General features: G+C 66.6%; 26 protein-coding genes. 14 read left to right on the top strand and 12 right to left on the bottom strand.

Going from position 1 to position 26,894, the window contains the following annotated elements:
- Positions 1-25: 25 nt before the first annotated feature.
- The 3 genes from VZC37_RS07650 to VZC37_RS07640 all read left to right on the top strand — a co-directional run bounded on the left by VZC37_RS07650 (position 26) and on the right by VZC37_RS07640 (position 3,657).
- Complete coding sequence (locus VZC37_RS07650) at positions 26-1,855, top strand: Hsp70 family protein (protein WP_330431881.1); 1,830 nt, start codon at positions 26-28, stop codon at positions 1,853-1,855.
- Between the two features lie 100 nt (positions 1,856-1,955).
- On the top strand, positions 1,956-2,990 hold the full coding sequence (locus VZC37_RS07645) for a hypothetical protein (protein ID WP_330431880.1): 1,035 nt from the start codon (positions 1,956-1,958) through the stop codon (positions 2,988-2,990).
- Between the two features lie 187 nt (positions 2,991-3,177).
- A complete protein-coding gene (locus tag VZC37_RS07640) occupies positions 3,178-3,657 on the top strand; it encodes a hypothetical protein (RefSeq protein WP_330431879.1) in 480 nt (159 codons plus the stop codon).
- A 46-nt stretch (positions 3,658-3,703) separates the two neighbouring features.
- Here the strand turns inward: VZC37_RS07640 and VZC37_RS07635 are convergent, their stop codons facing one another.
- From VZC37_RS07635 to VZC37_RS07625, 3 genes are all read right to left on the bottom strand, one after another.
- Positions 3,704-4,504, bottom strand: a complete 801-nt coding sequence (locus VZC37_RS07635) for a crotonase/enoyl-CoA hydratase family protein (protein ID WP_330431878.1) — start codon at positions 4,502-4,504, stop codon at positions 3,704-3,706.
- A gap of 83 nt (positions 4,505-4,587) precedes the next feature.
- Entirely contained in the window at positions 4,588-5,061 is a 474-nt protein-coding gene (locus VZC37_RS07630; RefSeq protein WP_330431877.1) for a hemerythrin domain-containing protein, read from the bottom strand.
- Positions 5,062-5,134: 73 nt separating this feature from the next.
- Positions 5,135-6,004 carry a D-hexose-6-phosphate mutarotase gene (locus VZC37_RS07625; protein WP_330431876.1) on the bottom strand — a complete coding sequence of 290 codons (870 nt, stop codon included), beginning with the start codon at positions 6,002-6,004 and terminating at the stop codon, positions 5,135-5,137.
- Between the two features lie 62 nt (positions 6,005-6,066).
- On the opposite strand from VZC37_RS07625, the gene VZC37_RS07620 reads away from it, so the two are divergent.
- On the top strand, positions 6,067-6,918 hold the full coding sequence (locus VZC37_RS07620; protein WP_330431875.1) for a Cof-type HAD-IIB family hydrolase: 852 nt from the start codon (positions 6,067-6,069) through the stop codon (positions 6,916-6,918).
- A gap of 28 nt (positions 6,919-6,946) precedes the next feature.
- Here the strand turns inward: VZC37_RS07620 and VZC37_RS07615 are convergent, their stop codons facing one another.
- Together VZC37_RS07615 and VZC37_RS07610 are read right to left on the bottom strand one after the other, a co-directional pair.
- The gene (locus VZC37_RS07615) at positions 6,947-7,972 is read right to left on the bottom strand and encodes a YihY/virulence factor BrkB family protein (RefSeq protein ID WP_330431874.1); all 1,026 of its coding nucleotides are present in this window, start codon (positions 7,970-7,972) and stop codon (positions 6,947-6,949) included.
- Positions 7,963-8,865, bottom strand: coding sequence for an LLM class flavin-dependent oxidoreductase (locus VZC37_RS07610; protein ID WP_330431873.1), 903 nt, complete (start codon positions 8,863-8,865; stop codon positions 7,963-7,965). The genes VZC37_RS07615 and VZC37_RS07610 overlap by 10 nt, the downstream gene beginning before the upstream one ends.
- 232 nt (positions 8,866-9,097) lie before the next feature.
- Between VZC37_RS07610 and VZC37_RS07605 the strand changes: the two genes are divergently transcribed.
- The 3 genes from VZC37_RS07605 (at position 9,098) to VZC37_RS07595 (ending at position 12,837) form a co-directional block, all read left to right on the top strand.
- Positions 9,098-10,138 carry an RNA polymerase subunit sigma-70 gene (locus tag VZC37_RS07605; RefSeq protein WP_330431872.1) on the top strand — a complete coding sequence of 347 codons (1,041 nt, stop codon included), beginning with the start codon at positions 9,098-9,100 and terminating at the stop codon, positions 10,136-10,138.
- Positions 10,135-11,529, top strand: coding sequence for an MFS transporter (locus tag VZC37_RS07600; RefSeq protein WP_330431871.1), 1,395 nt, complete (start codon positions 10,135-10,137; stop codon positions 11,527-11,529). Before VZC37_RS07605 ends, VZC37_RS07600 begins: the two co-directional genes overlap by 4 nt.
- A gap of 192 nt (positions 11,530-11,721) precedes the next feature.
- A complete protein-coding gene (locus tag VZC37_RS07595; RefSeq protein ID WP_330431870.1) occupies positions 11,722-12,837 on the top strand; it encodes an endonuclease/exonuclease/phosphatase family protein in 1,116 nt (371 codons plus the stop codon).
- 15 nt (positions 12,838-12,852) lie between these two features.
- On the opposite strand, the gene VZC37_RS07590 is transcribed toward VZC37_RS07595, so the two are convergent.
- Together VZC37_RS07590 and VZC37_RS07585 are read right to left on the bottom strand one after the other, a co-directional pair.
- A complete protein-coding gene (locus VZC37_RS07590) occupies positions 12,853-14,091 on the bottom strand; it encodes an alpha/beta hydrolase family protein (protein WP_330431869.1) in 1,239 nt (412 codons plus the stop codon).
- Positions 14,092-14,239: 148 nt separating this feature from the next.
- Positions 14,240-15,415, bottom strand: coding sequence for a beta-propeller fold lactonase family protein (locus tag VZC37_RS07585; protein ID WP_330431868.1), 1,176 nt, complete (start codon positions 15,413-15,415; stop codon positions 14,240-14,242).
- 153 nt (positions 15,416-15,568) lie between these two features.
- Between VZC37_RS07585 and VZC37_RS07580 the strand changes: the two genes are divergently transcribed.
- A complete protein-coding gene (locus tag VZC37_RS07580) occupies positions 15,569-16,045 on the top strand; it encodes a nucleoside deaminase (protein WP_330432472.1) in 477 nt (158 codons plus the stop codon).
- A gap of 109 nt (positions 16,046-16,154) precedes the next feature.
- Here VZC37_RS07580 and VZC37_RS07575 read toward each other — a convergent pair whose 3' ends face one another.
- Positions 16,155-16,670 (bottom strand): HD domain-containing protein, encoded by a 516-nt coding sequence (locus VZC37_RS07575; protein WP_330431867.1) that lies wholly within the window; start codon positions 16,668-16,670, stop codon positions 16,155-16,157.
- 232 nt (positions 16,671-16,902) lie between these two features.
- Between VZC37_RS07575 and VZC37_RS07570 the strand changes: the two genes are divergently transcribed.
- The 6 genes from VZC37_RS07570 to VZC37_RS07545 all read left to right on the top strand — a co-directional run bounded on the left by VZC37_RS07570 (position 16,903) and on the right by VZC37_RS07545 (position 22,299).
- Entirely contained in the window at positions 16,903-17,265 is a 363-nt protein-coding gene (locus tag VZC37_RS07570; protein WP_330431866.1) for an ArsR/SmtB family transcription factor, read from the top strand.
- Positions 17,249-17,785 carry an SRPBCC family protein gene (locus VZC37_RS07565; protein ID WP_330431865.1) on the top strand — a complete coding sequence of 179 codons (537 nt, stop codon included), beginning with the start codon at positions 17,249-17,251 and terminating at the stop codon, positions 17,783-17,785. The genes VZC37_RS07570 and VZC37_RS07565 overlap by 17 nt, the downstream gene beginning before the upstream one ends.
- A 12-nt stretch (positions 17,786-17,797) precedes the next feature.
- Positions 17,798-18,457 (top strand): dihydrofolate reductase family protein, encoded by a 660-nt coding sequence (locus tag VZC37_RS07560; protein WP_330431864.1) that lies wholly within the window; start codon positions 17,798-17,800, stop codon positions 18,455-18,457.
- A 60-nt stretch (positions 18,458-18,517) separates the two neighbouring features.
- Positions 18,518-19,453 carry an NADP-dependent oxidoreductase gene (locus VZC37_RS07555; protein WP_330431863.1) on the top strand — a complete coding sequence of 312 codons (936 nt, stop codon included), beginning with the start codon at positions 18,518-18,520 and terminating at the stop codon, positions 19,451-19,453.
- Positions 19,454-19,555: 102 nt separating this feature from the next.
- Positions 19,556-21,751 (top strand): MMPL family transporter, encoded by a 2,196-nt coding sequence (locus VZC37_RS07550; protein WP_330431862.1) that lies wholly within the window; start codon positions 19,556-19,558, stop codon positions 21,749-21,751.
- Positions 21,748-22,299, top strand: coding sequence for a protein kinase family protein (locus VZC37_RS07545; RefSeq protein WP_330431861.1), 552 nt, complete (start codon positions 21,748-21,750; stop codon positions 22,297-22,299). The genes VZC37_RS07550 and VZC37_RS07545 overlap by 4 nt, the downstream gene beginning before the upstream one ends.
- A gap of 61 nt (positions 22,300-22,360) precedes the next feature.
- Here the strand turns inward: VZC37_RS07545 and VZC37_RS07540 are convergent, their stop codons facing one another.
- Genes VZC37_RS07540 through VZC37_RS07525 form a run of 4 tightly spaced genes read right to left on the bottom strand, consistent with a single transcriptional unit; the run spans position 22,361 to position 26,890 of the window.
- Positions 22,361-23,080 carry an SRPBCC family protein gene (locus VZC37_RS07540; protein ID WP_330431860.1) on the bottom strand — a complete coding sequence of 240 codons (720 nt, stop codon included), beginning with the start codon at positions 23,078-23,080 and terminating at the stop codon, positions 22,361-22,363.
- 2 nt (positions 23,081-23,082) lie between these two features.
- Entirely contained in the window at positions 23,083-23,940 is an 858-nt protein-coding gene (locus VZC37_RS07535; protein WP_330431859.1) for an FAD binding domain-containing protein, read from the bottom strand.
- Positions 23,937-26,342 carry a xanthine dehydrogenase family protein molybdopterin-binding subunit gene (locus VZC37_RS07530; protein WP_330431858.1) on the bottom strand — a complete coding sequence of 802 codons (2,406 nt, stop codon included), beginning with the start codon at positions 26,340-26,342 and terminating at the stop codon, positions 23,937-23,939. The genes VZC37_RS07535 and VZC37_RS07530 overlap by 4 nt, the downstream gene beginning before the upstream one ends.
- Entirely contained in the window at positions 26,339-26,890 is a 552-nt protein-coding gene (locus VZC37_RS07525) for a (2Fe-2S)-binding protein (RefSeq protein WP_330431857.1), read from the bottom strand. Before VZC37_RS07525 ends, VZC37_RS07530 begins: the two co-directional genes overlap by 4 nt.
- Positions 26,891-26,894 lie beyond the last annotated feature (4 nt).

Genomic DNA, 26,894 nt, shown 5'->3' with positions numbered 1-26,894 from the left:
CACCAGCACAGGACAGCTCATACTCATGGCGGATGCGGCTTGGACTCTCGCGATCGATTTCGGTACGTCCAACAGCGCGGCAGCGCATTCCGGGGCGACCAGTGGTGGGATCGAGACCTTGTCGTTGTCGCATGCGAGCCACCTGATGCCGTCGGCGGTGTACGTCGAGCACCCCGACCGGATCTCGGTGGGCGATGCGGCGGTCAATCAGGCCCAGCGCGATCCGAGTGGATTCGTCGCAGCGCCGAAGCGGCTCATCGGTGGACAGCCCACGGTCACCGTCAACGGCCATACGTTCCCCGTATCGATGATGGTTGCCGCGGTGATCGGCGCCATCGTCCATCGCGGGACGGCTGCGCATGCGGGGACGCCACCCAGCAGGCTGATCCTCACCCACCCAGAGGCGTGGTCACCGCAGCAGATTCAGGTGCTCGTCGATGCCGCAGTGCGCGCCGGTATCCCCGCTGCCGCGATCTCGACCATCTCGGAACCCCGTGCGGCGGCGGCGCACTACTCGCGTTCGCACGCCATGCACCCCGGGGCACGGATCGCGGTGTTCGATTTCGGTGGCGGAACTCTCGATGTCGCCGTCCTGACCGTCGCCGGCGACAGCACCTTTCGCGTCGTGGCCGCACGGGGCGACAACGGACTGGGCGGCAAGAACATCGATGCCGTCGTCGCACGGTGGGCCGAGGAACGTCTCGGTGACCGTGATCCGACCCTGGTGCAGTGGCTGCGTCGCGAGGCCACCGTCGACGTTGTCCAGCAGATGCAGGACTCGATCCGTCGGGGCAAAGAGCTGCTCTCGGAGGCACCGTCGGCGACGATCACCGTGCCCACCCCGCAGGGCCGTCAGACCTTGCAGCTCACCCGCGACGAGTTCGACGAGATGATCGCCCCCGCCGTGGATCAGGCGATCCGTCTGACCCGGGCCACCTTATTGGACGCCGGAATCCACCACCCGGACCAGCTGACCGCCCTGTATCTGACCGGAGGATCGTCCCGCATTCCCCTGATCCAGCATCGGCTCGGCGAACTGGGACCCGTCGCCACCCTCGACGACCCGAAAACGGTTGTCGCACAGGGTGCAGCCGTCACTGCGCGGGCCGCGTCGGCGGGGACCGGCAACCGCGGCGTCCCGGTCGCGGCGCAACTGATGCCGGCGTGGCAGCAGCAACGTGCCCCGATGACCGGCGCCCCGCGGCCTCCGACAGCGTCCGCCGACGGCATCCGAACGGACCCGCCCGGCAAGCGGCGCTGGGGACGCCTGGCGGGCGTCACCGTCGGGGTCGTCGCCACCATGGGTATCGCCGCAGGCGCAGTCGCACTCATCGCGCGCGATGATGCGGTACCCCCCACGCCCCGTCCCGAACAGTCGACGGCGGCCACGGCAGCCGGGGACACCGGTAAGGACGGTGGCCGGGTGATCGACGACGAAACCGCGCTGCTCGATGCACTGCCCACCGCCTTACGTTCGTCGACCACCGAGTGCCGGAAGTCGGGCTTCACCGCGAACGACGCTCTGCAGATGAGCTGCCAGATCGCCGACGACAGTGAACTCGCCCCGCTCATGACCGGTGACGGTCCCGTCAGCGACTACATCATGTTCAACGTCGATGACAATCAGGCTCAGTCGGAGATCGTCAACCTGCGCAACGGCATCTACACGAACGGCGACGGTGAACTGTTGGAGAACTCGGCCCGAACCGCTGCGGGAGAGATCACCGAAGACCCGAGCGCGGGATTCTTCAAGGTCCGGTATGCGCGCACCGGCGACGGACTGGTCGCGAGCATCTACGGTCTCGAGTCACTGGCGGATGCCCGCACGTTTTTGACCAGGTCCGGCCTCATCTGAGACTGCGGGAACATTCCCCGCCGCACCCGCCATCCAACCGTCGACAGCGCACCTGAGCCACCGATGGATCGTCCGTGGACCGAACTGAAAGGCCGACCCGATGTCTGATCCCACCAGCCCCGACCTGACCACCGAAGCCGTCACCGACAGCGACGGCGACGGGCAGCCGGACACCGTGCACATGCGCGACGAGCACGGCAACGAGTACACCGGCCATGTCGCCGACGACGGCTCGGTGACCGTCGAGGGCGGTCCCGACGGACCGGTCACGGTCAGCCCCGACGGCACGGTCACCGGACCGGGAGCAACTCCCGAGTCCACCCCGGCACCGGCACCGGCACCGGAGGATGCCAGCGCTACCGAGGACCTGACCGCAGCGGAGAACCCGCAGATCGCACCTGACCGAGCCTACGAACCGAACGCAGACTCCACGGCTGCCGAAGGATTGCCGCCCGCACCGGCCCAGGCACCGAACACTGACGAGAACACCAGCGACCCGGCGGACCGCGAGCCGGCCGCCGCGCCAACCGGTGCGGTCCGACCCGAGTCGACCGATCCGGCGGCTCCCGGCGGTTCTGCCGCAGAGGGGGAGGTGACGATCGACTCGACCGTCGACGTCGATCGTGACGGCGACGCCGATGTGGCGCGCGGCGACGTGGACGGCACGCCGATCACCGCATATCTCGACAGCGAGGGCAACGCGATACTGGTGGAGGCGGACACCGACCACAACGGCACCTTCGAGACCGCGATGTACGCGGGCGACAACAGCACGGTGATCGCCGAGGTCGACACCGACGACGACGGGATCCCCGATCTCGCAGCGCAATACACCGATGACGGGGACCTGTACCGCGTGGCGACCCTGGACGCAGAGGGCCAGGTGACCAGCGTGAGCACCGACGTCAACCTCGACGGCACCCCCGATGAGGTTCTCATCGACACCGACAATGACGGAACCCTGGACTCCACGGTGCTCGACGTCGACGGTGACGCCATCCCCGACACCGTTCTGACCGACCACGACGGTGACGGCACCACCGACGAGATCAGCTATGTCTACGGCGGACCGGACAACCTCGAGGCCCCCGGAGGGCCGACCGACCCCGGCTACGCCGACGACGCATCGTTCTGAGAATCAGCTGCGGGGCGGTGACACCGAGGGGTGTCACCGCCCCGCAGCCGTTCGAGGGCACCCGATCGACGTCGTCCCCCAATCGCAGGACAACTCACCGAAATGTGTAACGCAGAGCACACCCTGCGGTATGTATCTACCAAGAGGTGATCGACGCCTTCAGTCCTCCACATCAGATCGGAGCACCATGCGCAAGGTCCTCAAACGATGCGCTGTTTCACTCGGTTTGGCCGCCGCCGCAGCGTCGGCGACCGTCGGGGCCGGGTCTGCCCAGGCGGCTCCGCCGCACACCGTCTTTCAGATTCCCGCGACGGCCCTGGCGACCAGCGGACTGGTGGTACCCGGCCCCTACTTCGCGAACGTCGTCGCGGCGCCGACCAACCGGCCCGGCCAGACCGCTTTCTCGGCACCGGCACCTCGGTCGATCTGCAGCAGCAGCGCAGCCGGCTCGTTGGTGCGGATCAGCTACGTCAACATCACCACCGGTCAGTCCGGCGCCGTGATGGTCAAGCCATGCTTCTACTACCTGAACCCGACACCGGTCGTCGCCACCGCGAACACCGGCGCAGGCCAGGTGGTGGCCACGATCCAGGTGACCGGGTCGGCGGCCTACCCGAATGCGGGCCAGCCCTCGCTGCCCGGCGTGGCGACCTTCGCCGCTCGCTGAGCCAGTCCCCGAGCCGGCAACGGAGTCCTTCCGTCCCGACCCGGGGTCACTCGGGATCGGCGAACCGCGGCTCCCGCTTGGCAAGTCCAGCGTGGACGGCCTCGAGTTGGTTGGCCGAGCCCATCAGCCCGACCTGCAATTCGCTCTCGAGCATCAACGCCGCGGACGCGTCCGCGCCCGTCCAGGTCTCGTCGTAGAGACGTTTGGCGGCGCGGACGGCGTGCGGTGATTTCCGGGCGATCTTGTGCGCGAGCTCCAATGCGGCGGCGAGAGGATCCTCGACTGCGCGGGTGACGAGTCCCAACACCTGCGCTTCCTGACCACTCACGATGCGGCCGGTGAACGTCAGTTCCTTCGCGACGTCCACAGCGACGACACGGGGGAGCGTCTGGGTGATGCCCATGTCAGGCACCAGACCCCACTTGACCTCCATGATCGACAGCCGGGCGTCGGGTGCCGCGTAGCGGATGTCGGCGCCGAGGGCGATCTGCAGGCCGCCGCCGAAGCAGTTGCCGGTGATCGCGGCGATCACCGGTGCCGGGACTGCGGCCCAGTCCACCGACACGCGCTGCGCCCGGTTGGCGCGGTGTCCGTCCTCGCGTTCGAGGAGCGACTCGGCGCCACCACCCTGTCCGAGGCTCGAGATGTCAAGTCCGGAGCAGAAGCTCTTGCCCGCCCCGTGGACGACGACGGCCCGAATCCGACCGTCGGTCTTGAGCGTGCCGGTGACGTCGAGCAGCGCGTCGAACATGGCGCCGTCCAATGCATTGTGTTTGTCGGCGCGGTCGAGAGTGACAGTCGCTACGCCCGCTTCGTCGATGTCGACGGAGATCCTGTGTTCGCTCACCGGCGACATGCTAGTCGTCGGGTACACCACGCGGGGCGAGTCGCCGCGACTCACGGAAGCAGGCTGACTCCGCACCCGACGGTTCAGGAACCGAGCAACCGGGAGTCGGGGTGCGCTCGCTGCCACGCCGCGATCGCAGCGTCCCATTGATCTCCGTCGAGCGTGGTCACCGATGCCGGGAACAGCGCGTCTTCCTCCTTCGCGATGTGCTCATGCAGATCGAACACCGCTGCACGAAACCGGTCCTGGTATGGCGGCATCGTCAGGTCCATCGACTCCAACAGCTCTGCCAGTTCGCGATGCTCGACGATCAACGGATCGATGTACTCGGCGAAGATATCGTCGCCGGCCAGTAACTCCGCGAACAGACCGTCCTCCTCTCCGCGCCAGTGCGACCGCAGCTCGGCAGCCAGGCGGCCAGCGAGGTCACCCGCCCGGGCGAGGTCACCGGCGTCCAGCGCGCGAACGGCGTCGCCACCGAGGTTGACCGCGCGCTCGTGCTCGGCGGTGTAGTCACGCAACAGCGGCATCTCCCGACATCCGCAGTACTGACACATGCCGACCTCCTCGGCTGGATGGGCTGACAGCCCAACCGTAATGGCAGCGTCGGGTGCGATGTCGGGATCGCGGTCAATGGATCTGCGTCACCGAGATCGTCTGCCACAGTGAGTGGTCGGAACCGGCAGGCACGTCGACCCGGTTCGGTCCGACGTTGGCGGCCTCGACGCACACGAATTCCCGCCAATGTGACCCCACGTCGGCCATTCCCGACGCCGATGCCTCTCCCGGATTCCACACCACTGCGCTGCGCCCGCCTCGAGCCGTCACCTCGACGCTCCGTCGCAATCCCGGGTCGATGATGCGGTAGGTACCGCCGGCATCGGGGTAGACCCGGTCGCTGCGGCCGGAATCCTCTGGCAGTGACCAGTTTCCGTCCTGCGTGTGTGTCCTCATGTCGTCGAACTTGTCGATGTAGGTGAGCTCCCTCAGACCCTCGACGTGTACCCGACGGACGTCGGCCACCTTGAAGTAGTTGTGAAACGCCTCGGTCATCGTCACCGCAGCCAATCTCGGGTTGTGGGTGTGAAGACCCTGGGTCAGCGTGGCGCCGACACGAACGGTCATGTGCACGGTCAGGTCGAGATGATCGAGCCCTTCGGGCGCCAACTCCAGCTCGGTGTCGCCGTTCTCGGTGGTGCGGGAACCGGTCAGGGCCCATCGCGCGGTGCGGGCATACCCGTGCGACGGCACGTCGTCGCTCTGGCCTTCGCGTGCGAAGTACGGCCAGCACACGGGTATTCCCCCGCGGATCGGGGTCGGTGGAGCCGCGACGAGCGGAGACACCCACAGCACTTCGTCGTGGCCGGCGGGTACGAACGACAGGATCTGCCCGCCGAAAAGTGACACCGCCGCGGTGGCGGCCGGGGTCTCCACAACGATCGCCTCGAACCCGTGAACAAGGCCATGCCGCACGCCGCCGATGTCGCCCGATTCCGTCACAGCCCCAGCATCGCACAGCACGCGCGCCCGGTCTCAGCGTCGATCTGGGATGATGGTCGACGATGAGTACCCCGTTGCCGCCAGTGCCGTCCGACGTGCGACTCGTCGTCAGTGACATGGACGGCACCCTCCTCGACCCCAGTAAACGCATACCGGAGTCCCTGTGGCCGTTGCTCGACGAACTCGGGGAGCGCGGAATCGTGTTCAGCCCGGCGAGTGGCCGTCAGGCGGCGACGCTTCTCGACCAGCTCGGCCATGCGGTGCCCGGTCTGGTCGTGATCGCCGAGAACGGCGCGGTGGTGGCCCGCGACGACGAGACGCTGCGGGTGACCCCGATCGACGACCGAGCCGTCGCGGCCGTGCTCGGTCGTGCGCGAGAGCTGGCGGCCACTCGCGTGTCGGACGTGGGAATCGTGTTGTGCGCGCCCGATGTGGCGTTCGTGGATCGTGCCGACCCACCTTTTCTGGAGCAGTTCCAGCCTTACTATCACTCGCACCAGATCGTGCACGATCTCGCCCTCGTGGATCGCGAACTGGTCAAGATCGCAGTCTTCGACTTCGGCAACATCGAAGACGTCACGGCCCCCGCCATCGCGTCGCTCGGGGGCACCATGGAGGTCGTGGTCTCCGGCCGCAACTGGCTCGACGTCATGGCGCCCGGCGTCGACAAGGCGGGCGCCGTCCGCGCCGTGCAAGAACGACTCGGGATCACACCCGCCCAGACGATGGTGTTCGGCGACTATCTCAACGACCTGGCGATGCTCGACACCGCCGAGTGGTCCTACGCGGTGGCAAACGCACATCCGGCCATCCGTGCGGCCGCTCGATATCTCGCGCCGTCCAACGAAGAGAACGGCGTCGTACGCACGGTTCGCGCCGCGCTGGGACTGCCCGACCTGGCCGTTGCCACCTGAGCACTGATTCCGGAGCGGGGTTCTGGTGTCACTCGCGTGAGGTCTCGTCGTTGTCGCGGTTGTCGTCGCCGACGAGTTCCGGATCGTGTGAACTGCCTGCCGGGTTGTCGAAGGTCACGTCGATCTCCTGGAAACCTTTGTGCCGCTGCGCTCGTGCCTGAGCCGAGTATGCGGCTTCGTCGCCCGGCATGAGGACGACGTTGTCGGTGAACGGTGTCAGCAAGGACCGCGGATAGAGGTTGTCGACCCGCACCGCGTTGGCCTCGAGGCACACCACGACCATCACGGCCGCGACGTACAGGAATGCGAGTAGGCCCAGGACGACGGCGAACACACCGTAGGTGGCGCCGGCGTTGGCGATCACGCGCTGGACGAAGACGCTGCCGAACGTCTGCAACACCTGCCAGCCGACGGCTGCGGCCAATGCACCGGGCAAAACATCCGAGATACCCAGGGGGCGAGCGGTGCCGAAACGGAAACCCACGACGAAGACCGCGCTGTAGAGCGCCAACGAGCCGACGATCGCGAGGACTCGTCCTTCGCCTCCGAGGTCGATCGCTGCGGTGACCCCGTTGAGCACGGTGAGGCCGATCACCGCCATCCCCACCGTGGACAGCAACAGAGCCCCTTTGACCCGGACCTGAATCGGATTCGGTCGCTCGTTGCGGGGGACGGCCCACACGTTGTTCATCGCGTTCTGGATCGCCACGGAGACTCCGAGGGTACCGTAGATGGCGCTCACCAGGCCGATCGTCACGGCGGTGACGCTGCCGCTGAGCTGGCTCGATCCGGTCAGCTGGTCGCCGACGACGGGGATCTGCGACATCGCGGAATCGACGATGCGTTCCTGCAGATCGGGGTCGTCCTCCAACACGAATCCGAGCACCGACGTGAACACCAGCAGTAGTGGGAACAGTGACACGAAGCCGTAGTAGGTGATCAGGGCTGCGAGGTAGCCGCCCTGATCATCGAAGAACTTGTACGCCACCGCGAGCGGGTAGCCGCTCTTGGGATGGCGGGTCTGGAATCTGTCGATGCGCTCTGTCAGCGACACGCGCCACCTTCCCTCGCACGATTCACGTCGGGAATCCGGGCGAACCCGCAGTACACGCACGGTATCAGCGATGCCGACGGCGAGCATCGGGTGCGTGATGTCGGCGAGTCGCCGGGATGCTGGTGCGGGACACTAGTGCACGAACGGCGCCACCGACGTGGCGAAGTGGCGCAACTGATCGACGGGTTCGGCCACCGGCCAGATGAAAACCCGGCAACACCGGCCTCGACGTAACGCGCCAGCCTTGCGGCGCACACCTCGGGTGCCCCGATGAGCAGTTGCTCCGCGAGCACGGCGGGGTCTCGACCCAGCATGCGCGCCACCCTGGTCAGGTGGATATCCGCCTCCGCCACGGAGTCCGTGACGTAGGTCCACATCGTCGCGATCACGGTCGGGAACCCGGTGTCGTCGCGGCCGACGGCGCGGAGGTTGTGACGGATGTGCTCGCGTCCGACGGTGATCCTTTCGGGGCTGGTGTTGTAAGCCGAGGCCAACCATCCGTCGCCGAGATCAACGGCACGCCGCAGCCCGGCCGGCGATCCCCAACTCCCGATCCAGATCGGGACCGAGCGTGCCGGCCCCGGCTCGAGGGCCGGCACGTCGTAGAAGGTGCCGGTGTGTGATCGCGGGGTGTCGGAGAGTGATGTGCGCAGTATGCGCACCGCCTCGTCGAATCGTGGCCATCGTTGCTCGAAAGGGATTCCGGCCGCGGCATAGTCGCCGGGGGAGGAGCCCGGTCCAACGCCGAGCACCAACCGCCCTCCCGACAAGATGTCTACTGCGGCAGCCGCTTTCGCCGTCACAGCCGGACCACGGATCACCGGGAGGGTGACCGTGGTCGCCAGCGTCAGGTCCTCGCTATGCTCGACAAACTGACGAGACCATCCCGCCACGGCTTCGAGAACACCACGTGATCATTCGCCCCGATCGCGCTGAACCCGGACTCCCGCGCGGCATCGACTAAGCGCGCCGGCGACGTGGGCTCTGTCCCGTCAAGGTCGATCAGCGGCAGGTGCGCACCGAACCACACCGTCACAGCGTAGCGAACGCGCGTGGGCGAGAAGCCGACCTATATTTCTGTCGTTCGAGTGATGGATTCCGGCCGCCCCGCGAGTCATACCAGGTATGGACGTCGAAGAGCAGAACAGAAGTCCCGGAGGGGACCGAGTCGACCTCACCTCGGCACGCGCCGGTGATCCGGACGCGTTCACACGCCTGGTGGAGCCACACCGCATCGCCCTGCAGACCCACTGCTACGCGATGCTCGGCTCGAGCCACGACGCCGACGACGCGGTGCAGGACACCCTGCTACGGGCGTGGCGGCATCTCGGGTCCTATGCGGGGCGTGCGCCGTTCGGGGGATGGCTGCACCGGATCGCCACCAACACGTGCCTGACCGCCTTGGAACAACGGTCGAAACGGTTCATCCCGGTGGACCTCGCCGACCGTGAGCCGATGGAGTCCGGGGATGGCCTGGCGGGTCACCAGACGGCGGAGGCGATGAGGCCGGGGCCGCTACCGACGGCGTGGTGGCCGTCCGAGCGCGTGGAGCTTCGCGAGGCCGTCGAGTTGGCGTTCGCGGCAGCCCTCCAGCACGTCCCACCGCGCCAGCGCGCTGTGCTGTTGCTGCGAGATGTGCTGGGCTACAACGCCCGTGAGACCGCGGACATGCTCGACACGACGCCGACGGCGGTTGACAGCGCACTCGCGCATGCGCGGCGGACCGTCGCCTCGCGCGTCGGTGAACTGTCCCAACAGCGGACGATCCGCGCGCTCGGCGACCGAGCGGTCCGCGACCTCGTCGCCCGATATACCGACGCCCTGGAGAGCGGCCACGTCGAGCAGATCCTGGCGCTGCTCACCGACGACGCCGAGTGGTCGATGCCGCCCTCGACCGCATCTTTCCGTGGGCACCAGGCCATCACGGAATTCCTCGTCGACGGGCCCCTGCGCCACCGGTGGCGTCACCTGCCTACCAGCCTCAACGCTCAACCGGCCGTCGCCTGTTACTGCTGGGACGACTCCGCCGGGCAGTACCGTGCCCATGTCGTCGATGTCCTGACCGTTCGCGACAACCGGATCGCTGCGGTCACCGCATTCATCGACCCGTCGCTGTTCGACGTTCTCGGGCTGCCGCCGGCATTGTCGTCGAAGGTCAGGTCATGACCGCGGACGTGCGCCCCGGGGTGGTCACCGCTGTGCTCGGCGCCGCGTTCCTCATGACCGTGCTCGACTCGACCAGTGTCGTCGCGGCCCTGCCGAGCATCGAGGCAGCACTGGGATTCGAGACCAACGACGCAGCCTGGGTGATCACCGCCTACGGCGTCGCGGTCGGCGGGTGCCTGCTGTCGGCCGGCCGACTCGCCGACGTCGTCGGCGCCCGCCGCACCTTCGTTGTCGCCACAGCGGTATTTGCTGTCGCGTCCTTGACCTGCGGCCTTGCCTCCAGTCCGGTTGTGCTGGTCGCCGGTCGTGTTGTGCAAGGTGTGGCCGCGGCCGCGATGACGCCATCGGCACTCGCACTCCTGCTCGCCGCACATCCGGAGGGGCCGCAGCGCAACCGGGCGATCGGCATCTGGGGCGGACTGGGCGGGATCGGTGCCACCGCGGGGCTGCTGGTCGGCGGGCTTCTGACGTCGATGGCCGGCTGGCAGTGGATCTTCTTGGTGAATGTCCCGGTGTGCGTCCTCGTCGTGGCGCTCTCGGCTCGGGTGCTGCCGGATCCCCGCCCGTCCGGCGATCGCGAGATCGACATTGCGGCTGCGGCGACCCTGTCGTGTGGTCTGGCCGCTGCCATCCTGGCGGTCTTGCGCGGGCCGGTGACGGGGTGGTCCGACCCAGTGGTCGTCGCCGCCACCATCGGGGCGGTACTGATGGTGACGGCCTTCGCCGTCGTCGAACGCCGTAGCCACGACCCGGTCATTCCGCCACGATTGCTCCGGATCCGCGGCCTCGTCGCCGGCAACACCGCGGTCTTGCTTGCCGGGATCGCCGTCGACGGCCTGCTGCTGCTGTCCACCCGCTACAGCCAGCAGATCCTCGGTGCCGGTGCCCTGGCGTTCGGCGCCGTCGCCGCGGTGATGACGGTGACCTCCGTGGCGGGGGTTGCTGCCGGGCAGAGTTTGGTGGCGCGGTTCGGGGTCCGCACGGTGACCGGCGTCGGCATGGGGCTCATGGTGTCGGCGGGAGCGCTACTGACCCAGGTCGGCGAAACGCGGTGGACACTGCTCGTGCTGGGTCTGGCCTTGTTCGGACCGGGGATGGGAATGGCATTCGTTGCCGGCCAGATCGCCTGCCTCGCCCAGGTTTCCGAGTCAGACGCAGGGACGGCGTCGGGACTGGAGGAGACGTCGTTCGCGGTCGGCACCACTCTGGGCACCGCCGTCGCGAGCGCAGCCCTGGCAGCAGCCGTGAGTGACGCCGCCGGGATCGCTACGGCGGGTGCGGTGGGCACAGCGTTTCTACTGGTGTCGGCGGTGGGGATGCTGGGGCTCGTGGTCAGCCCATTCCTCCCACGTGCCCAGGTTGCTGCGATGGCCGGGGGACGACCCGGATAACGGCCGGGCGCAGCCGAATCGGTGTGGTCACCCAGGGTCCATTCTCCCGTCAACTGCCGGTGTGGTCCCGTACACGAGAGTCGCCGAGACGAATCGACACGGCGTCGAAACACGTAGTGCGCTACTCGTTCCTGCCGTTGAATCGCCCGGCACACTGAATGCACACACCTCCATCCGCCGGAAGAGGCCGACATGAGAATCGCCACCTACAACGTCGAGAACCTGTTCGCCCGAGCGAAGGCGATGAAGTCGCCGATGGGCGGATCAACTGCCGATACCCTCGCTGCTCACGCCGAGATCAACACCTTGTTCAACCGACCCACGTATGACGACGCGACCAAGACCCGGATGCTCGAACTTCTCGAGCAATTGGGCCTGCTGACGTCCGACACCGCTGATCTGGTGATCCTCCGCAAGGTGCGCGGCAAGTTGCTGACCCGCCGGAGGAACGGAACCGTGGAGATCGTCGCATCCGGACGCGCCGACTGGATCGGGTTCGTCGAACTGCGGACCGAAGCGGTGGATGACCTCGCGATGCAACACACCGCGATGGTCATCCGCGACATCGACGCCGACATCCTCGGTGTCATCGAAGCCGAGAGTCGTCCGACGTTGCAGAAGTTCTCCGCAGCGGTGCTCGACGCGGTCCCGGGCGGGCAACCGTACGAGCGGTCGATGGTGGTGGAGGGCAATGACGACCGTGGCATCGACGTCGGCCTGTTGTGGCGACCCACCTACCAACTGCAGCACATCCACACGCACGTCTTCGACGCCGACGACAAGGGAGTGATCTTCTCGCGGGACTGCTGCGAATACCATCTCGCGGCGCCCGGCAAGCCCCGACTCGTCGTGCTGGTCAATCATTTCAAGTCCAAGGGCTATTCGAGTCCCGGGGATCGGCTCGGAAACACCAAGCGCAGCAGGCAGTCGACTCAGGTTGCGAAGATCTACCACTCGCTGGTCGATCAAGGGTTCGAGCATGTCGCAGTGGTCGGCGACCTGAACGACCTGCCGGACAGTGAGTCGCTGAAGCCCCTGATCGCCAAGACCGATCTGAGGGACATCAGCGAACACGAGACGTTCGACTGGCAAGGACGTGAGGGAACCTACGGCAGCACCAACGACAAGATCGACTACGTTCTGCTGTCGCCGGCGCTGTTCGAGCGCGCAACCGGCGGTGGGGTGTTCCGAAAGGGTGTGTGGCGTGGTCCCCGTACCCGCAACCCCTGGGAGATCTACGACTCCCTGACCGCCGACGTGCATCAGGCTTCCGATCACGCAGCGGTGTGGGCCGAACTCGACATCTGATTGCCGGCGTCTCGGTCAGACGATCGCGAGAGTCTCGTCGAGCCAGTCGAACATGCGCTGCTCCGTCAGCGCCCGGGCCATTGGCTGGCAGTGCCAACTCGCTCCCTCGGCGGCGCGGAACGGTACCACCGTGGTGTCACCACCGGACATCGCAGCGAGCTGATCTGACTGGCCGGGCCAGAACTGCTCTGCCTCCGGTGAGGTGATCAGCATCGGGGTGCGGATGTTCGCAGCCACGTCGGCGGTGAGTGTGTATTGGGAGACCGCTTTCATCGTCCCCGAGTACGTGTCCTGGCCGTACGGTCGGGCCCTCCAGTCCCAGAGGCGCTTGGTGGCCCTGCTTGCCTTCATCCCGAGGGACATCATCTGGTCGAAGTCGTGGTCTTTGCCCTCGGCCAGTTTCTTCTGCAACGCGTGTCCGAGTTTGGGTAGCCACGATGCGTCGACGGCCACCACACCGGGATCGGCAATGGCCGCTGCGAACCGATGCTCGAAGGCGATGGCCCGCGGGACCCAATACCCGGCCTGGCTGATGCCGTACACAGCCAGCCGCTCGGTGTCTACGCCCGGCAGTCCGACGACGACGTCGGTTACCGGGGTGAGGACGGCTTCCCAATCGGGACGAAAGAAGGTGCCGTGCTCGAAGAGCATGGACTGCTGACCCGGTCCGTCGAACATCACCACGCGATAGCCCCGCTGTAGGGCACCATCTGCTGCCGACGACCACTGACCCGACACCGGCCCGTCGCTACCATTCACCATCACCAGGGTGGGTCGAAGGCTGTCACCCGCATCGACCGGGGAGAAGTACCACCCGGGTAATGTGCTGTGCTCGTACGGGATCGAGATGCGCTGCGCGACGAAAGGTCCGTGGTCGACGAAGTTCTCCCAGGCGGCACGGTGCTCGGCGAATACCGGCATGCGCTCGGTGTCGTCGGCGATACCGTCGAGCGCGTCGAATGCCTCGGCGAGATATGTGGCGGCACGGAGATAGGTCCACGCCGCACTCAGATTGTGCCCGCGACGGGCGCTGTCGTCCGCTTCAGCCGTGAGTCTCCGGCCCAGGCGGTGCCACGCCTCGTACCAGTCACGGTCGTGGCCGTCGCCGACGGCGTCGATCGTGGACAGCACTTCACCCGCATCAGCGGCGCGGGAGTTGCAGTTGCCGAGCAGGATTCGGATGGCGTAATCGCGCCCGTCGTCGGAGTAGAAGCCGTTGCTGTAGACGGTGTGCGCAGCGTGGGGGAGTTGCATGGGATCGTGCCTTCTGCAGTGTCGAGTGGTTGATGACGCTCTCAACTCTGCTCCGTCCGTCGGCGCATGACATCCGTCGTATGACGGAGTTTTCGATGTCAACGAGCGGCGTCCCGGCATGATGCCGGTCAGTCCGGTGGACGTTTCCTCACCGACCGCCCAGCGTCGTCAGCGCGACGGCCGGTCCGTCGGTGATGAGCAGACCGGTGTCCACAGGTGCGGCACCCGACGGTCTGAGACTTCCGTCGGCATTGATCACATACGTGTGGACCTGACTACTTGTGCTCCGGACAGTCGCCACGTCGACCACATACATGTGCTTGCCGTCCGGGTGCAGCGCGATCTGACCGGGCAGACTGCCAAGCGGCATCGGGTAGGGCGAGTGGGGTAGGGGACTCAACCGCCCATCGCGGTGAATGCGGAATCCGGCGACCGAGGTCCCGACGCCGATCGCATTGGGCACGTACAGACGCTGCCCGTCGGGCGTGACGATGGCGCCGTGCGGAATGCCCCCGGTCGGGTATGGGGAACCTGCTGTGCGGGTGAGACTCCCATCGTCCGACACCTCAAAGCCGGACACGCTGAACGAGAGTTCGTCGCTGGTGTAGAGGAACCTGCCGTCGGGGGAGAAGGCCGGTGCGACAGGTCCGGCTCCGACGGTGCTGACGCCGTGCGGGGTGAGTTGACCGTTCGCGCCGATGGCATAGCTCGACATGGTGTTTCCGACGTAGGTGAGAACCCGCAGGAATCTACCGTCGGGATCGATGGCTGCCTGTCCGATCGCGCTGAGACCGTCGACCGGTACATGTGGTGCGCCGGTGGGTCGTAGTTCGCCCGATGGGGAGACGGCGAATGACTCGACGTGTCCTGGCACTCCGCCGACCACGACGAACAAGTGTGTGCCGTCCGGGGTCAGTTGCGCGGCGGTCGGTGGGCCACTGAACCGCTGGTACGCCCCCGGAATCTTGTGTAGCCGCCCAGACCTGTCGAGTCGGTATCCGCTCACGGCCGGTTCGAGGGCACGGGGGACGAACACCGTGGATCCGTCGGCGGAGACCGTCAATGACAGGACGCCGAAGCCGGTCGGAAACGGACTGCCCGGTACGCGGATCAGGGTCCCGTCGTCGGACACCCGTTGCACGCTGATGCCCATCGAGGCGGTTGCAGCCGTCACGAGAAATCGGTCGACGGCCGCGGGTTCGGAGCGCCCGACCGGTGCGGGACTCACGACGAGGGTGACGATCGCGAGAACGACGACCATCGTCGTCACCCGCAACGGAGTCCTCAGTGTGCTGATCACCTGCGACATCACTGCGCTGAACACCCCCGACTTCTGTCGCCCCCACGTTCGCCAGTGGCCTCGACGGTATCCGGCGCGTCGGCGGTCCGGGCCGAATTCGTGAGAGAGCCGCACGAATGGACTCACCGGAGTGTTCTCGCGCCACGAAAATCCGCTCGTCTCGTAGACTCCACAAACATCGACGACACCGAACTCACGCACCTGCGCGCCGCGATAGCTTTGGCCGCCGAAGCCCGCGCACAAGGCCGTCATCCCTTCGCCGCGTTGGTGGTCGACGGCCGCGGCCGTGTGATCAGCACCGCGATGAACAACTCGCGGCCTCCGTCGGGAGACCCCACCCAGCACGCCGAACTGTGCGCGGTGGGCGCAGCGGCGCGGACAGTCCGGCCCGACGAACTCGCCGACGCGACACTGTTCACCAGTGCCGAGCCGTGCGCCATGTGCGCAGGGGCGGTGTATTGGACGGGCGTGGGCCGTGTGGTCTACGCGCTCAGCGAATCCAGGCTGCTCGAGTTGACCGGCGACAACCCGGAGAATCCGACGTTCGCCCTGCCGTGCCGCGAAGTCTTCGCGCGCGGGCAGCGGGCGATCGAGGTCCACGGCCCGCTCCTCGAGGAGGAAGCCGCTGTGCCGCATATCGGGTTCTGGAAGTGATCGGCTCGCGACCTTCGGCGAACGTTCGGCTGGCGGTGCGCACCGCAGAGATCAAGACGACGATGAAGACGGTGAGATCGTCGTCGCCCGGTTGCCCCGGAGGGTCTGTTCAGACCGCGATCAAAGCGGCGTAATCGATGCCGGACACCTCGGTGAGTCGTCGTGCCGCAACACGGGCAGATGCCGAGCGGAAGTACGGCTCGCGGAGTGCGTGGGCACGTGCATTGGTGGAGCCGGGGCCGTGACGCCGGAGCATGTTGCGCATGCGGTCGTCCAACGTCAACCGTTCTCCCGCCGGGCCCGACGTCTGGTCTGCCACGGTGAGCGCGTCGGTCATCGCGTCTTCGGTGAACTCGTATGCCCGGAGTTCGTCGGCGAGGCCGAGCGGGCCTGCCTGAAATCTCGCTCCAGAATGGTGAGCGACCAGACCACAGATCTGTTCAGACCAGCCGATCGATTCGAGAAATCGGGCGCCGTCGAGGGGATGAAATCCCGTCGACACCAGCTGGGGGGCGTAACCCACGTCGTGCAGCCACGCGGCGGCCACCAACACCGGGCGATCTTCGACAGCGACGGTACCTGTGAGGGCACTGGCTTTGGACACCACGCCTTCGGTGTGCTTCATCCGCAACGGCAAGGGCGCCAACAACTCTCGTGCCGTTGACGCCGCTTCCTCAATGAGCGGGTGCGTATGCGTGTGTCGAACCATTGAGACCCCCAGACCTCTCGGGATTTACGTTACTCCCGGGTAGGTTCTTGGGCCAAAGCAGTGTCGGCAATCTCACCTACCGCTCAAACCCGGCAGCTCAGGGCCGGCAGGCCTTGACGCATGCCCATATAGGCATATGATCGATTGTATGGCACGCGCGGCGACCACATCAGACGCCTTCAACGCGATCGCCGAGCCACAGCGGCGCGAGATTCTGGTGTTGCTGCGGAGCGGTGAACTCGCGGTGAGCGAACTCGCCCACGACCTCGGCATGAGTCAACCGCAGGCGTCGAAGCACCTTCGAGTACTCCGAGAGGTCGGACTGGTCCAGGTGCGCGGTTCGGGCAAACAGCGGTTGTACGACCTCGACGCGGGCGGCCTGAGACCGGTGCACGAATGGCTGGGTGGCTTCGAACAGTTCTGGTCTGAGAGCTTCGACCGCCTCGACGACTACGTGCAGGTCCTGAAACAGACCAGGGGAGAGAGGCAATCGGATGACAACGATCGGTAGTGGCGGCGAGGTCGGCAAGGGTACCAACGGTGCGACTGCGGATCGCGAGATCGTGATAACGCGGACCATCAACGCACCGCGGGAGCTCGTGTTCGAGGCGTTCACCGAGGTCCGGCACCTTGCACAATGGTGGGGTCCCGATGGGTTCTCCACCACCACAAGGTCATTCGATTTCCGTCCCGGCGGCGCCTGGGACTTCGTGATGCACGGCCCGGACGGGACCGACCACCAGGAATGGATCACGTGGCGCGAGATCGTCCGACCCGAGCGGATCACCATGCTGCACGGTTCATCTCGCGACGATCCCGACGCCTTCGAGTCGGATCTGTCATTCGCCGCGGTGGGCGACGAGACCCGCGTGGTCATGCGAACAGTGTTCCCCACCAAAGAACTCCGCGACATCGCGGCCGAGAAGTATCGCGCGGTCGAGGGGGGCGAGCAGACCCTGGGCAACCTCGCGTCCTACGTCGTCCGACTCGTCCGCGGCGATGACCGACCCGATTCACCGACCACACGATGACCAGGAGCACACATGTCTCTCGTCCGCGTTCACAACTTCTCTGTCTCACTTGACGGCTTCGGTGTCGGGGAGGGACAGACGTTCGACTCTCCGTTCGGCCATGCCGGAGCACGCCTCATCCAATGGGCCCTACCGACGCGAACCTTCGAGCAGATGGGCATGCACGGCGAGCAACCGGGCACGGTCGGCATCGACGAGGCCTTCGCCGGCCGATGGGGCTCGGATATCGGGGTAGAGATCATGGGACGCAACAAGTTCGCGCCGAAGAACGGCCCTTGGCCCGACGAGTCCTGGCGAGGCTGGTGGGGCGAGAACCCGCCCTTCCATACCCCGGTCGTCGTCCTGACCCGTCATCCCCGTCCACCGTTGGAGATGCAGGGCGGCACCACGTTCCACTTCGTGGATGCGAAACCGAAGGATGCACTCGCCCAAGCGCGACGTCTGGCCGGCGACCGTGACGTGCGCATCGGTGGCGGTACCACCACAATCCGCGAGTTCCTCGCTGAAGACCTGATCGACGAGATGCACATCGTCATGGTCCCGATCCTCCTCGGCCGAGGAGAGCGGTTGTGGGAGGGCTTGGAAGGGCTCGAGCAGCGCTTCCGCATCGAATCGGTGACGTCGCCGAGCGGTGTCATCCATCTGACCTTCGAGCGCCGGGTCGGCACATAGGCGATCGGCATCACCCGTTGATCCGGGAATCGACGACGCGCCAGCTTGGTTGGTGTGGGTATGCGAGCAATCACCTACGGCCGCTTCGGCGGCCCCGACGTCCTGCAGCTGACCGACCTCCCCACCCCGAAGGTCGGGCCCGACTCCGTCCTCGTGCGGGTGCACGCGGCAAGTGTCAACCCGGTCGACTGGAAGGTTCGTGAGGGCTACCTCGACCAGGTCATGGACACGGTGTTTCCCGCCGTTCCGGGTTGGGACGTGGCCGGCGTCGTCGAACAGGTCGGCCTGGACACGCCCGAGTTCCAGGTCGGCGACGAGGTGTTCGGCTACGTACGCAAGGACCTCGTGGGTGGTGAGGTCGCGGGTGGCACGTTCGCCGAACTCGTCGCCGCTCCTGTGCGCACACTGTCGCGAAAGCCTGCGGCCTGGTCATTCGAGGAGGCAGCGGCGGTACCGCTCGCCGGACTGACCGCCTACCAGACGATTCATCGGGCCGGCGTGCGGCCCGAACACACGGTGCTGGTCCATGCCGCCGCAGGTGGCGTGGGATCCTTCGCGGTCCAGATCGCCCGGTCCATGGGTGCTCGCGTGATCGGGACCGCGTCCGAACAGAACCATGAGTACCTCCGAGAGCTCGGTGCAGAGCCGGTGACCTACGGCAAGGGACTCGCCGATCGCGTGCGCGCTCTCGCGCCCGAGGGCGTCGACGTGGTCCTGGACTATGTCGGTGGCGAGTCGCTCGACTCCGTGCCGGATGTGTTGCGCGAGGGCGGCACCGTCGCGTCGATCACGGACGCGCGTGCGCGCGACGAGTTCGGCGGGCACTACGTCTGGGTACGTCCCGACGTCGCAGATCTCACCGAGCTCGCCCGCCTCGGCGACGCCGGCGACCTGAAGCCCGAGATCGCCGAGGTCTTCGACCTGGCGGACGCCGCAACCGCTCACGAACGCAGCCAGTCGGGGCATGTGCGCGGCAAGATCGTCGTACGCATGTGACGAATCGGGCAGGCACGCCGTCCACTGAATGACCGACCCCAGGCGTGAATTGGGGGATAACCCCGATTCCTTCTGCGGGTCGGGTACGCAACGATCGATTGCATGTTCACTTCGGTCGCTCGATGGACGGTCCGCAATCGCTGGCCCGTTGTTGGCACGTGGGTGGTCGCGCTCGTCGGCTGCATTATTCTTGCCGGGATGTTCGGCGGCGATTCGATCACGAACTTCGCCGACGATGACCGCACCGAATCCGGTCGCGCACTCTCTACTCTCAATGCCGCGGTCGGTGGATCGGCCGCGGATGAGGCCCAGGTCGTTGTCGTCACCGATCCGTCCGTGCCCGGCGGGGTTCGCAATCCGGTGGTTCGGGAGCAGGTCGATGCGCTCCGCGAGCGGATCACAGCGATCGACCCGGACACCCGGATGGTGGACCTGTACTCGCCGACCCTGTCTCCGGACATCGCGATCTCACCAGATGGCACCGTCGGTTACACCACCCTCACGGTTCCGGCGGAATCCGACAGCGAACGATCCGCACTCGTCGCCGAGATCAAGGCCACGACAGAGCAGTTCAACGCCCCCGACACCCGGGTGAACTTCGCCGGTGACTGGTTCGCCGAGGAGGCGCCGGCCGGTCTCGGCGAGGCGGTCGGTCTCGGATTGGCGATGGTCATTCTGCTCATCGCGTTCGGCACGCTGGTGGCCGCCGGATTGCCGCTGTTGACAGCGCTTTTCGGGGTCGGCGTCGGGGCGTCGGTGTTGATGCTGCTCCAGAATGTCGTGGACACACCCAACTTCGCGGTGTCCCTGACCGTGATGCTCGGGATCGGTGTCGGGATCGACTATGCCCTGCTGATCCTGACCCGGTTCCGTGCCCAGCTGGCGGAGGGCGTCGACGTGCCCGAAGCCGTGGTGGCGGCGATGGACACCGCGGGTCGATCGGTGGCGTTCGCCGGGGCGACCGTCACGATCGCGATCGCCGGCTTGCTGACCCAGGGCGGAGTGATCGGTCCGACGATGACCCTCGCCGGTTGCGCCGGAGTGCTCGCGGTGATGGTCGCCGCTCTCACGCTGTTGCCGGCGTTGCTCGCAATCATCGGCACACGCGTGAACAAACTGGCCATACCGGGGCTACGGACCCGGCCGGGCACCGACGGAGCGCTCGCGCAACGCTGGAGCAGGACGGTGCAGCGGTACCCGTGGGGTGGGGTGCTGGTGGCCCTCGCCATCCTGATCGTGTTGTCCATCCCGGTTCTCGACCTGCGCCTCGGGTTCGGTGATGCCGGTAACCGGTCGGCAGAGGACACCACCCGAATCGCCTACGACGACCTCGCCCGCGGCTTCGGAGACGGCGCCAACGGCCCACTGTTCCTGGTCACCGAAGTGCCGTCGGGCGGGGGCGGTGTCGCACAGCTCGAAGCGCTCGCGGGCCGTCTTGACACCACCAACGGCGTAGCCGCGGTCAGTCCGCCCATCCCGCTGGGAACTGTCGACGGCGCGCAGGTCGCGATGCTCACTGTGACACCGACAACCGGACCACAAGAACCTGCGACCATCGACCTCGTGCATCACATCCGCGACTCAGTCGTCCCCCAGTCCGGGCTGTCTGTCGAGCTCACCGGGGTGGCAGTGGGTGGCAACGACTTCGCCGAACTCACCCTCAGTCGCCTGCCGTTGATGATCGCAGTGGTGCTGATTTGTTCATTCCTCCTGTTGGCCATGGCGTTTCGGTCTCTCGTGATCGCGACGAAGGCCATCGTGATGAACCTGCTGTCCCTGGGTGCCGCGTTCGGTGTGATCGTCGCGGTGTTCCAGTGGGGATGGGGAATGGAACTCGTCGGGGTCGGCAAGGTCGGGCCGACCGAAGCGTGGGTGCCCATCGTGCTCTTCGCGGTCGCCTTCGGTCTCGCAATGGACTACGAGGTATTTCTGGTCTCCCGGATACGTGAGCGCTTCCTCGCCACAGGTGATCCGACGACCTCGGTCACCGAAGGACTCGCGAAGACGGCGCGGGTGATCACCGCCGCGGCCGCGATCATGGTGTGTGTGTTCGCGAGCTTCATCTTCTTCGACGACCGCGGCCTCAAGGCGATGGGGCTCGGGCTGGCCACTGCCGTGTTCATCGATGCCACGATCGTCCGGATGCTGCTGGTGCCCGCGACGATGGAGATCCTCGGTCGCTACAACTGGTATTGGCCGAGGTGGCTCGATCGGGTTCCGTCGCTGGACAGCGCACATCGGAGCGAGACCGCTGACGAGGTGACCTCGCCGGAACCGACGGTGAGCACGAGCAGATGAGTCCCGGCTCCGGCATGTCGGAGAACGATATTCCGATTCTCGAGCATCCGCTGATCGATGACGTGCTGGCGCGTCACCGCGCAGCGCTCGGCGCGGACGAACGGGCCTACCGCAATCACGTGTACCGGTGCGCCAACTACCAGCAGGCGCTGCTGGACGACGAACTGCCGAATTCCGCGGCGTTGGCATGGGCCGTCCACGATCTCGGGATCTGGACCGCGGGAACGTTCGACTATCTCGGCCCGTCCGCCGCGTTGGGCGATGAGCTCGCGTCCGAGTTCGCCATCGGGGAGCCAGAACTCGTGCGGACGATGGTCTGCGACCACCACGGTGTACGCGCGCGAACGGACTCGATGGTGGAGACCTTCCGGCTGGCCGATCGCGTCGACGTGAGCCACGGACTACTACGCACCGGTATCGGCGCCGACTTCGTGAACCGCGTCGTCGAGAGGTTTCCGTATCACGGGTTCCACAGCTTCCTCGTTCGCACCGGCCTGCGCCACGCACTGAAACACCCTTCGCGACCGCTCCCGATGCTTCGGTGGTGACCGCGTCGAGCACCCGAACGCGACCGAAACCGGCTGCGCCTGAGCAGAACCCGCTGACAGATCAGTGACGCAATCGACGCACCAGAACGAACACGATCGCACCCACCACGACCGCGCCCACGATCGGAGCAACGCGCTTGAGGACCGACCCTCCGGCGTAAGCCATCAGATCGAGCGCTTCGGCCTCTTCCTGCGGCTGCGCCACGACACCAGTCCGAGGTGACGCGTCGGGTTGAGTCGGCGCACCGGTGACCGCCGTTGTCGGTGTCGCATCTGCTGCCGAGGCAGCCTCCGTTGCCGCGACGGCGGCTTCTGCATCGGCACCGGCCGCCTGCTCCGGTTCGGCGAGCTTCTTCGACAGACATGTCGCGAACTGATCGATGATCTTGCCGCCCACGTCGGAGAGCATGCCCCGACCGAACTGGGCCGGCTTGCCGGTGATCGCCAGATCGGTGAGCACGGTGGCGGTGGTCGTGTCGCCCTCGTCCTTCAGCGACATCGACACGGTCGCCTTGGCCGTTCCCTGGCCGCGGGACTCCTTCGCGTTGCCCTCGATCACGGCGCGGTGGGCGCCTTCGTCCTTCTCGATGAAGGTGCCGACGCCCTTGTACACGAGGGCGACCGGTCCGATCTTCACCTTGATCTGCCCGGTGAATTTGTCGCCGTCCACCTCGGTCAGCGTGGCTCCGGGCATGCAGCCCGCCACCCTCTCCGGGTCGATGAGCGCTTTCCAGACACTGTCGATCGGGGCGTCGACGGTGAAATTGTGTTCGAGTTGCATGGTCAGACACCTGCCGCCGCGACGACGGCCCGACGGGTGAGCACCTTGGCCAGATGAGTGCGGTATTCGGCGTCGGCGTTCGGATCGGTCATCGGGTCGGTGCCCTCCGCGGCGTGTTCGGCTGCGGCGCGGATCACCTCGACGTCTGCCGCCTGTCCGACGAGTGCCTGCTCCACGGCTCTCGCCCGAACCGGCACCGCCGCCATGTTGGTCAGGCCGACGGCGGCCTCGCGGATCACGCCGCCGTCGTCGACGTCGACGGTCGCTGCGACGGCGACCATCGACCAGCTCTGCGCCACCCGATGGAACTTCTCGTAGTGGGCTGCCCATCCGGTGTGTTTGGGGATGCGCACGGACGCCAGGATCTCGTCGGGTTCGAGTGCGGTGGTGAAGAAGTCGGTGAAGAAGTCCTCGGCACCGATGTCGCGGCGGCCGTTCGGTCCGACGAGGGTGAGCGTCGCGTCGAGCGCGACGGCGACGGCACTCAGATCGCCGGCCGGGTCGGCGTGGGCGAGCGAACCGCCGAACGTACCGCGGTGCCGGATCTGGGGGTCGGCCACGGTCTGCGTGGCGTCGGTCAGCAGTGTGGCATGTCGACCGACGAGCGGATCGGTGATGACGTCGTGGTGGGTGGTCATTGCCCCGACGACGATGGCGTCGCCGTCCTCACGCACTCCGCGTAGTTCGGCGATCCGGCCGAGGTCGACGAGCGTGCTCGGCGAGTTCAGCCGCAACCGCAGCACCGGCATCAGGCTCTGCCCACCGGCGATCACTTTGGCATCCTCGCCGGCATCGGCGAGTGCTGCCACCGCGTCGTCGAGAGTGGTGGGGGCGACGTAGTCGAATCCGGACGGGATCATCGGACATCTCCCTGTGTGGATGTGGGCTGGCCGGCCTGGATGGCTTTCCAGACCCGCATCGGACTGCATGGCATCTCGACGTCGCGCACACCCAGGTGACGGACCGCGTCGATGACGGAGTTGACGACGGCCGGGGTGGACGCGATGGTTCCCGCCTCACCGACGCCTTTCACGCCGAGCGCGTTTCCGGTGGCAGGTGTCTCGGTGCGGTCGGTGGTGAAGTGCGGCAGGTCCGGTGCTCCGGGGACGAGGTACTCGGCAAACGAACCGGTGAGCAGAGTCCCGGACTCGTCGTAGATGGCGTCCTCGTAGAGCGCCTGGGCGATGCCCTGGGCAAGTCCGCCGTGGACCTGGCCTTCGACGATCAGCGGGTTGACCACCGTGCCGATGTCATCGACGCACACATACTTTCGCACCGTCACGAATCCGGTCTCGGTGTCGACTTCGACCGCGCACAGATGCGTTCCGTGCGGGAACGAGAAGTTGTCGGGGTCGTAGGTCGCCTCCGAATCGAGGTTCGGTTCGGCACCGTCGGGTAGGTTGTGCGCCGCGAACACCGCGAGCGCCACATCGGCGATACCGACCGACGCCCCGGTGCCCTTCACGGTGAACTGGCCGCCGGTGAACTCCAGGTCGTCCTCAGACGCCTCCATCAGGTGCGCGGCGAGCGGTCGGGCCTTGTCGATCACGCGGTCGGCTGCCTTCACGATCGCCATACCGCCGACCGACAGTGACCGCGATCCGTAGGTGTCGAGGCCGCGCGGGGAGGTCTGCGTGTCGCCGTGCAGCACCTCCACGTCCTCGAATGGCACGCCGAGCCGGTCGGCGACGATCTGGCTGAACGCGGTCTCGTGCCCCTGGCCGTGTGCCGAACTGCCGGTGACCACCTCGACTTTCCCGGTCGGGAGCATCCGCACCGAGGCGTGCTCCCAACCACCCGCACCGTAGGACAAGGAGCCCAGCACTCGGGACGGCGCGAGCCCACACATCTCGGTGAAGGTGGACACCCCGATCCCGAGTTGCACTGTGTCGCCACGTTCGCGGCGCTCGGCCTGCTCACGGCGGAGCCCGTCGTAGTCGAACAATTCCTTGGCCTTGGCGGTCGCCGCTTCGTAGTTGCCGGAGTCGTAGGTCAATCCGGCCACGGTGTCGAACGGGAACTCCTCGTGGGCGATCCAGTTCTTTGCGCGCACCTCGAGTGGATCCATGTCGAGCTCGGTGGCGAGTTCGTCCATGATCCGCTCGATCGCGAAGGTGGCCTCGGGGCGGCCCGCGCCGCGATAGGCGTCGGTGGGCGCCTTGTTGGTGAACACGTTGGTGCAGGCGAAATGGTAGGCGGGGAACTTGTAGATGCCGTTGAACATGAACGCGCCGAGGATCGGGATTCCCGACGTCACCAGGCGGAGGTAGGCCCCCATGTCGGCGAGCAATTCCACCTTCAGGCCGGTGACCGTGCCGTCGCGGCGCGCGGCCAGGGTCAGCTTCTGGATCTGGTCGCGGCCGTGGTGCGCCGCTTGCATCGACTCGCTGCGCGTTTCGGTGTACTTCACCGGCTTTCCCAGCCGGCGGGCGGCCAGGAGCGCGAGGACCTCTTCGGGACAGACCTGGAGTTTGCCGCCGAAGCCACCGCCGACGTCGGGGGCGATCACACGGAGTTTGTGCTCCGGGATTCCGAGTGTCATCGCGAGCATGAGTTTGAGGATGTGCGGGACCTGCGTGGCCGACCACATGGTGATCTGTGTGCCGGTCGGGTCGACGACGACCGAGCGGGGTTCCATGAACGCCGGGATGAGGCGTTGCTGCCGGAAGGTGCGTTCGATGACGACCTCGGCGTTGCGGATCTCGTCCTCGACGTCGGTGCCGGTACCCGCTTCCGCGGAGTCGAACGTCCACACTGCGCTCACATTGGTGCCCAGGTCCGGATGTACGAGGTCCGAACCATCCGAGGCTGCGTCTGCGAGGTCGAGCACCACCGGCAGGTCCTCGTAGTCGACGTCTATCGCGTCGGTGGCGTCCTGCGCTTCGGCGGCGGTGCGGGCGACGACCATCGCGACCGCGTCGCCGGCGAACCGGACGGTGTCCACGGCGAGCGACGGCGCCTGGGGGGCCTTCATGTCCTCGGTGATCGCCCAGGCGTTCGGGAGGCTGCCTTGCTCCTCGGCGAGGTCGGCACCGGTGTAGACGGCGACGACACCCGGCATCGACCTCGCGGTCTCGGCGTCGATGCCGGCGATCCGCGCATGCGCCATCGGGCTACGCAGAATCCCGATGTGCAACATCCCGGGCAGCACGAGGTTGTCCGTCCACTTGGTGCGTCCGGTGATGAGGTGATCGTCTTCCTTGCGGATCCGGGCTTTGCCGACCTCGTGTTCGGCGGCGCTCGGTTCGACGGTCGCGGTCATCGTGCGCCTCCCGTCTCCTGCATCGTCTGCGAACTGTCTGTTCGGGTCTGCGGTGATTCGGTGCGTTCCAACCGCGGTGATTCATCGGCCTGCAACCGCTGCGCAGCGTCCAGCGCCGCACGAACGATGTTCTGGTAGCCCGTGCAGCGGCACAGATTGCCTTCCAGGCCTTCGCGCACCGCATGCTCATCGGGCTTGGGGTTCTGCGCGAGAAGATCAATCGTCGACATGATCATGCCGGGAGTGCAGTACCCGCACTGGAGTCCGTGATTGTCGCGGAACGCCTCCTGGACGGGATGTAGCTCACCGTCGCGGGCGAGACCTTCCACGGTGGTGACGTCGGCGCCGTCGGCCTGCACGGCCAGCACCGAGCACGATTTGACGCTGTGTCCGTTCATCATCACCGTGCACGCACCACAATTGCTTGTGTCGCAGCCGATCACGGTGCCTACCTTGCCGAGTTGGTTGCGTAGGTGATGGACGAGCAAGGTGCGTGGTTCCACCTCGTCCTCGTAGGTCGTCCCGTCGACGGTGATTGTGACGCGCATGTGG

This window comes from Gordonia sesuvii, assembly GCF_036350415.1.
Lineage (GTDB): Bacteria > Actinomycetota > Actinomycetes > Mycobacteriales > Mycobacteriaceae > Gordonia > Gordonia sesuvii.
The sequence above is the reverse complement of the archived record's forward strand: the minus strand, read 5'-3'. Positions and strand labels throughout refer to the sequence as shown.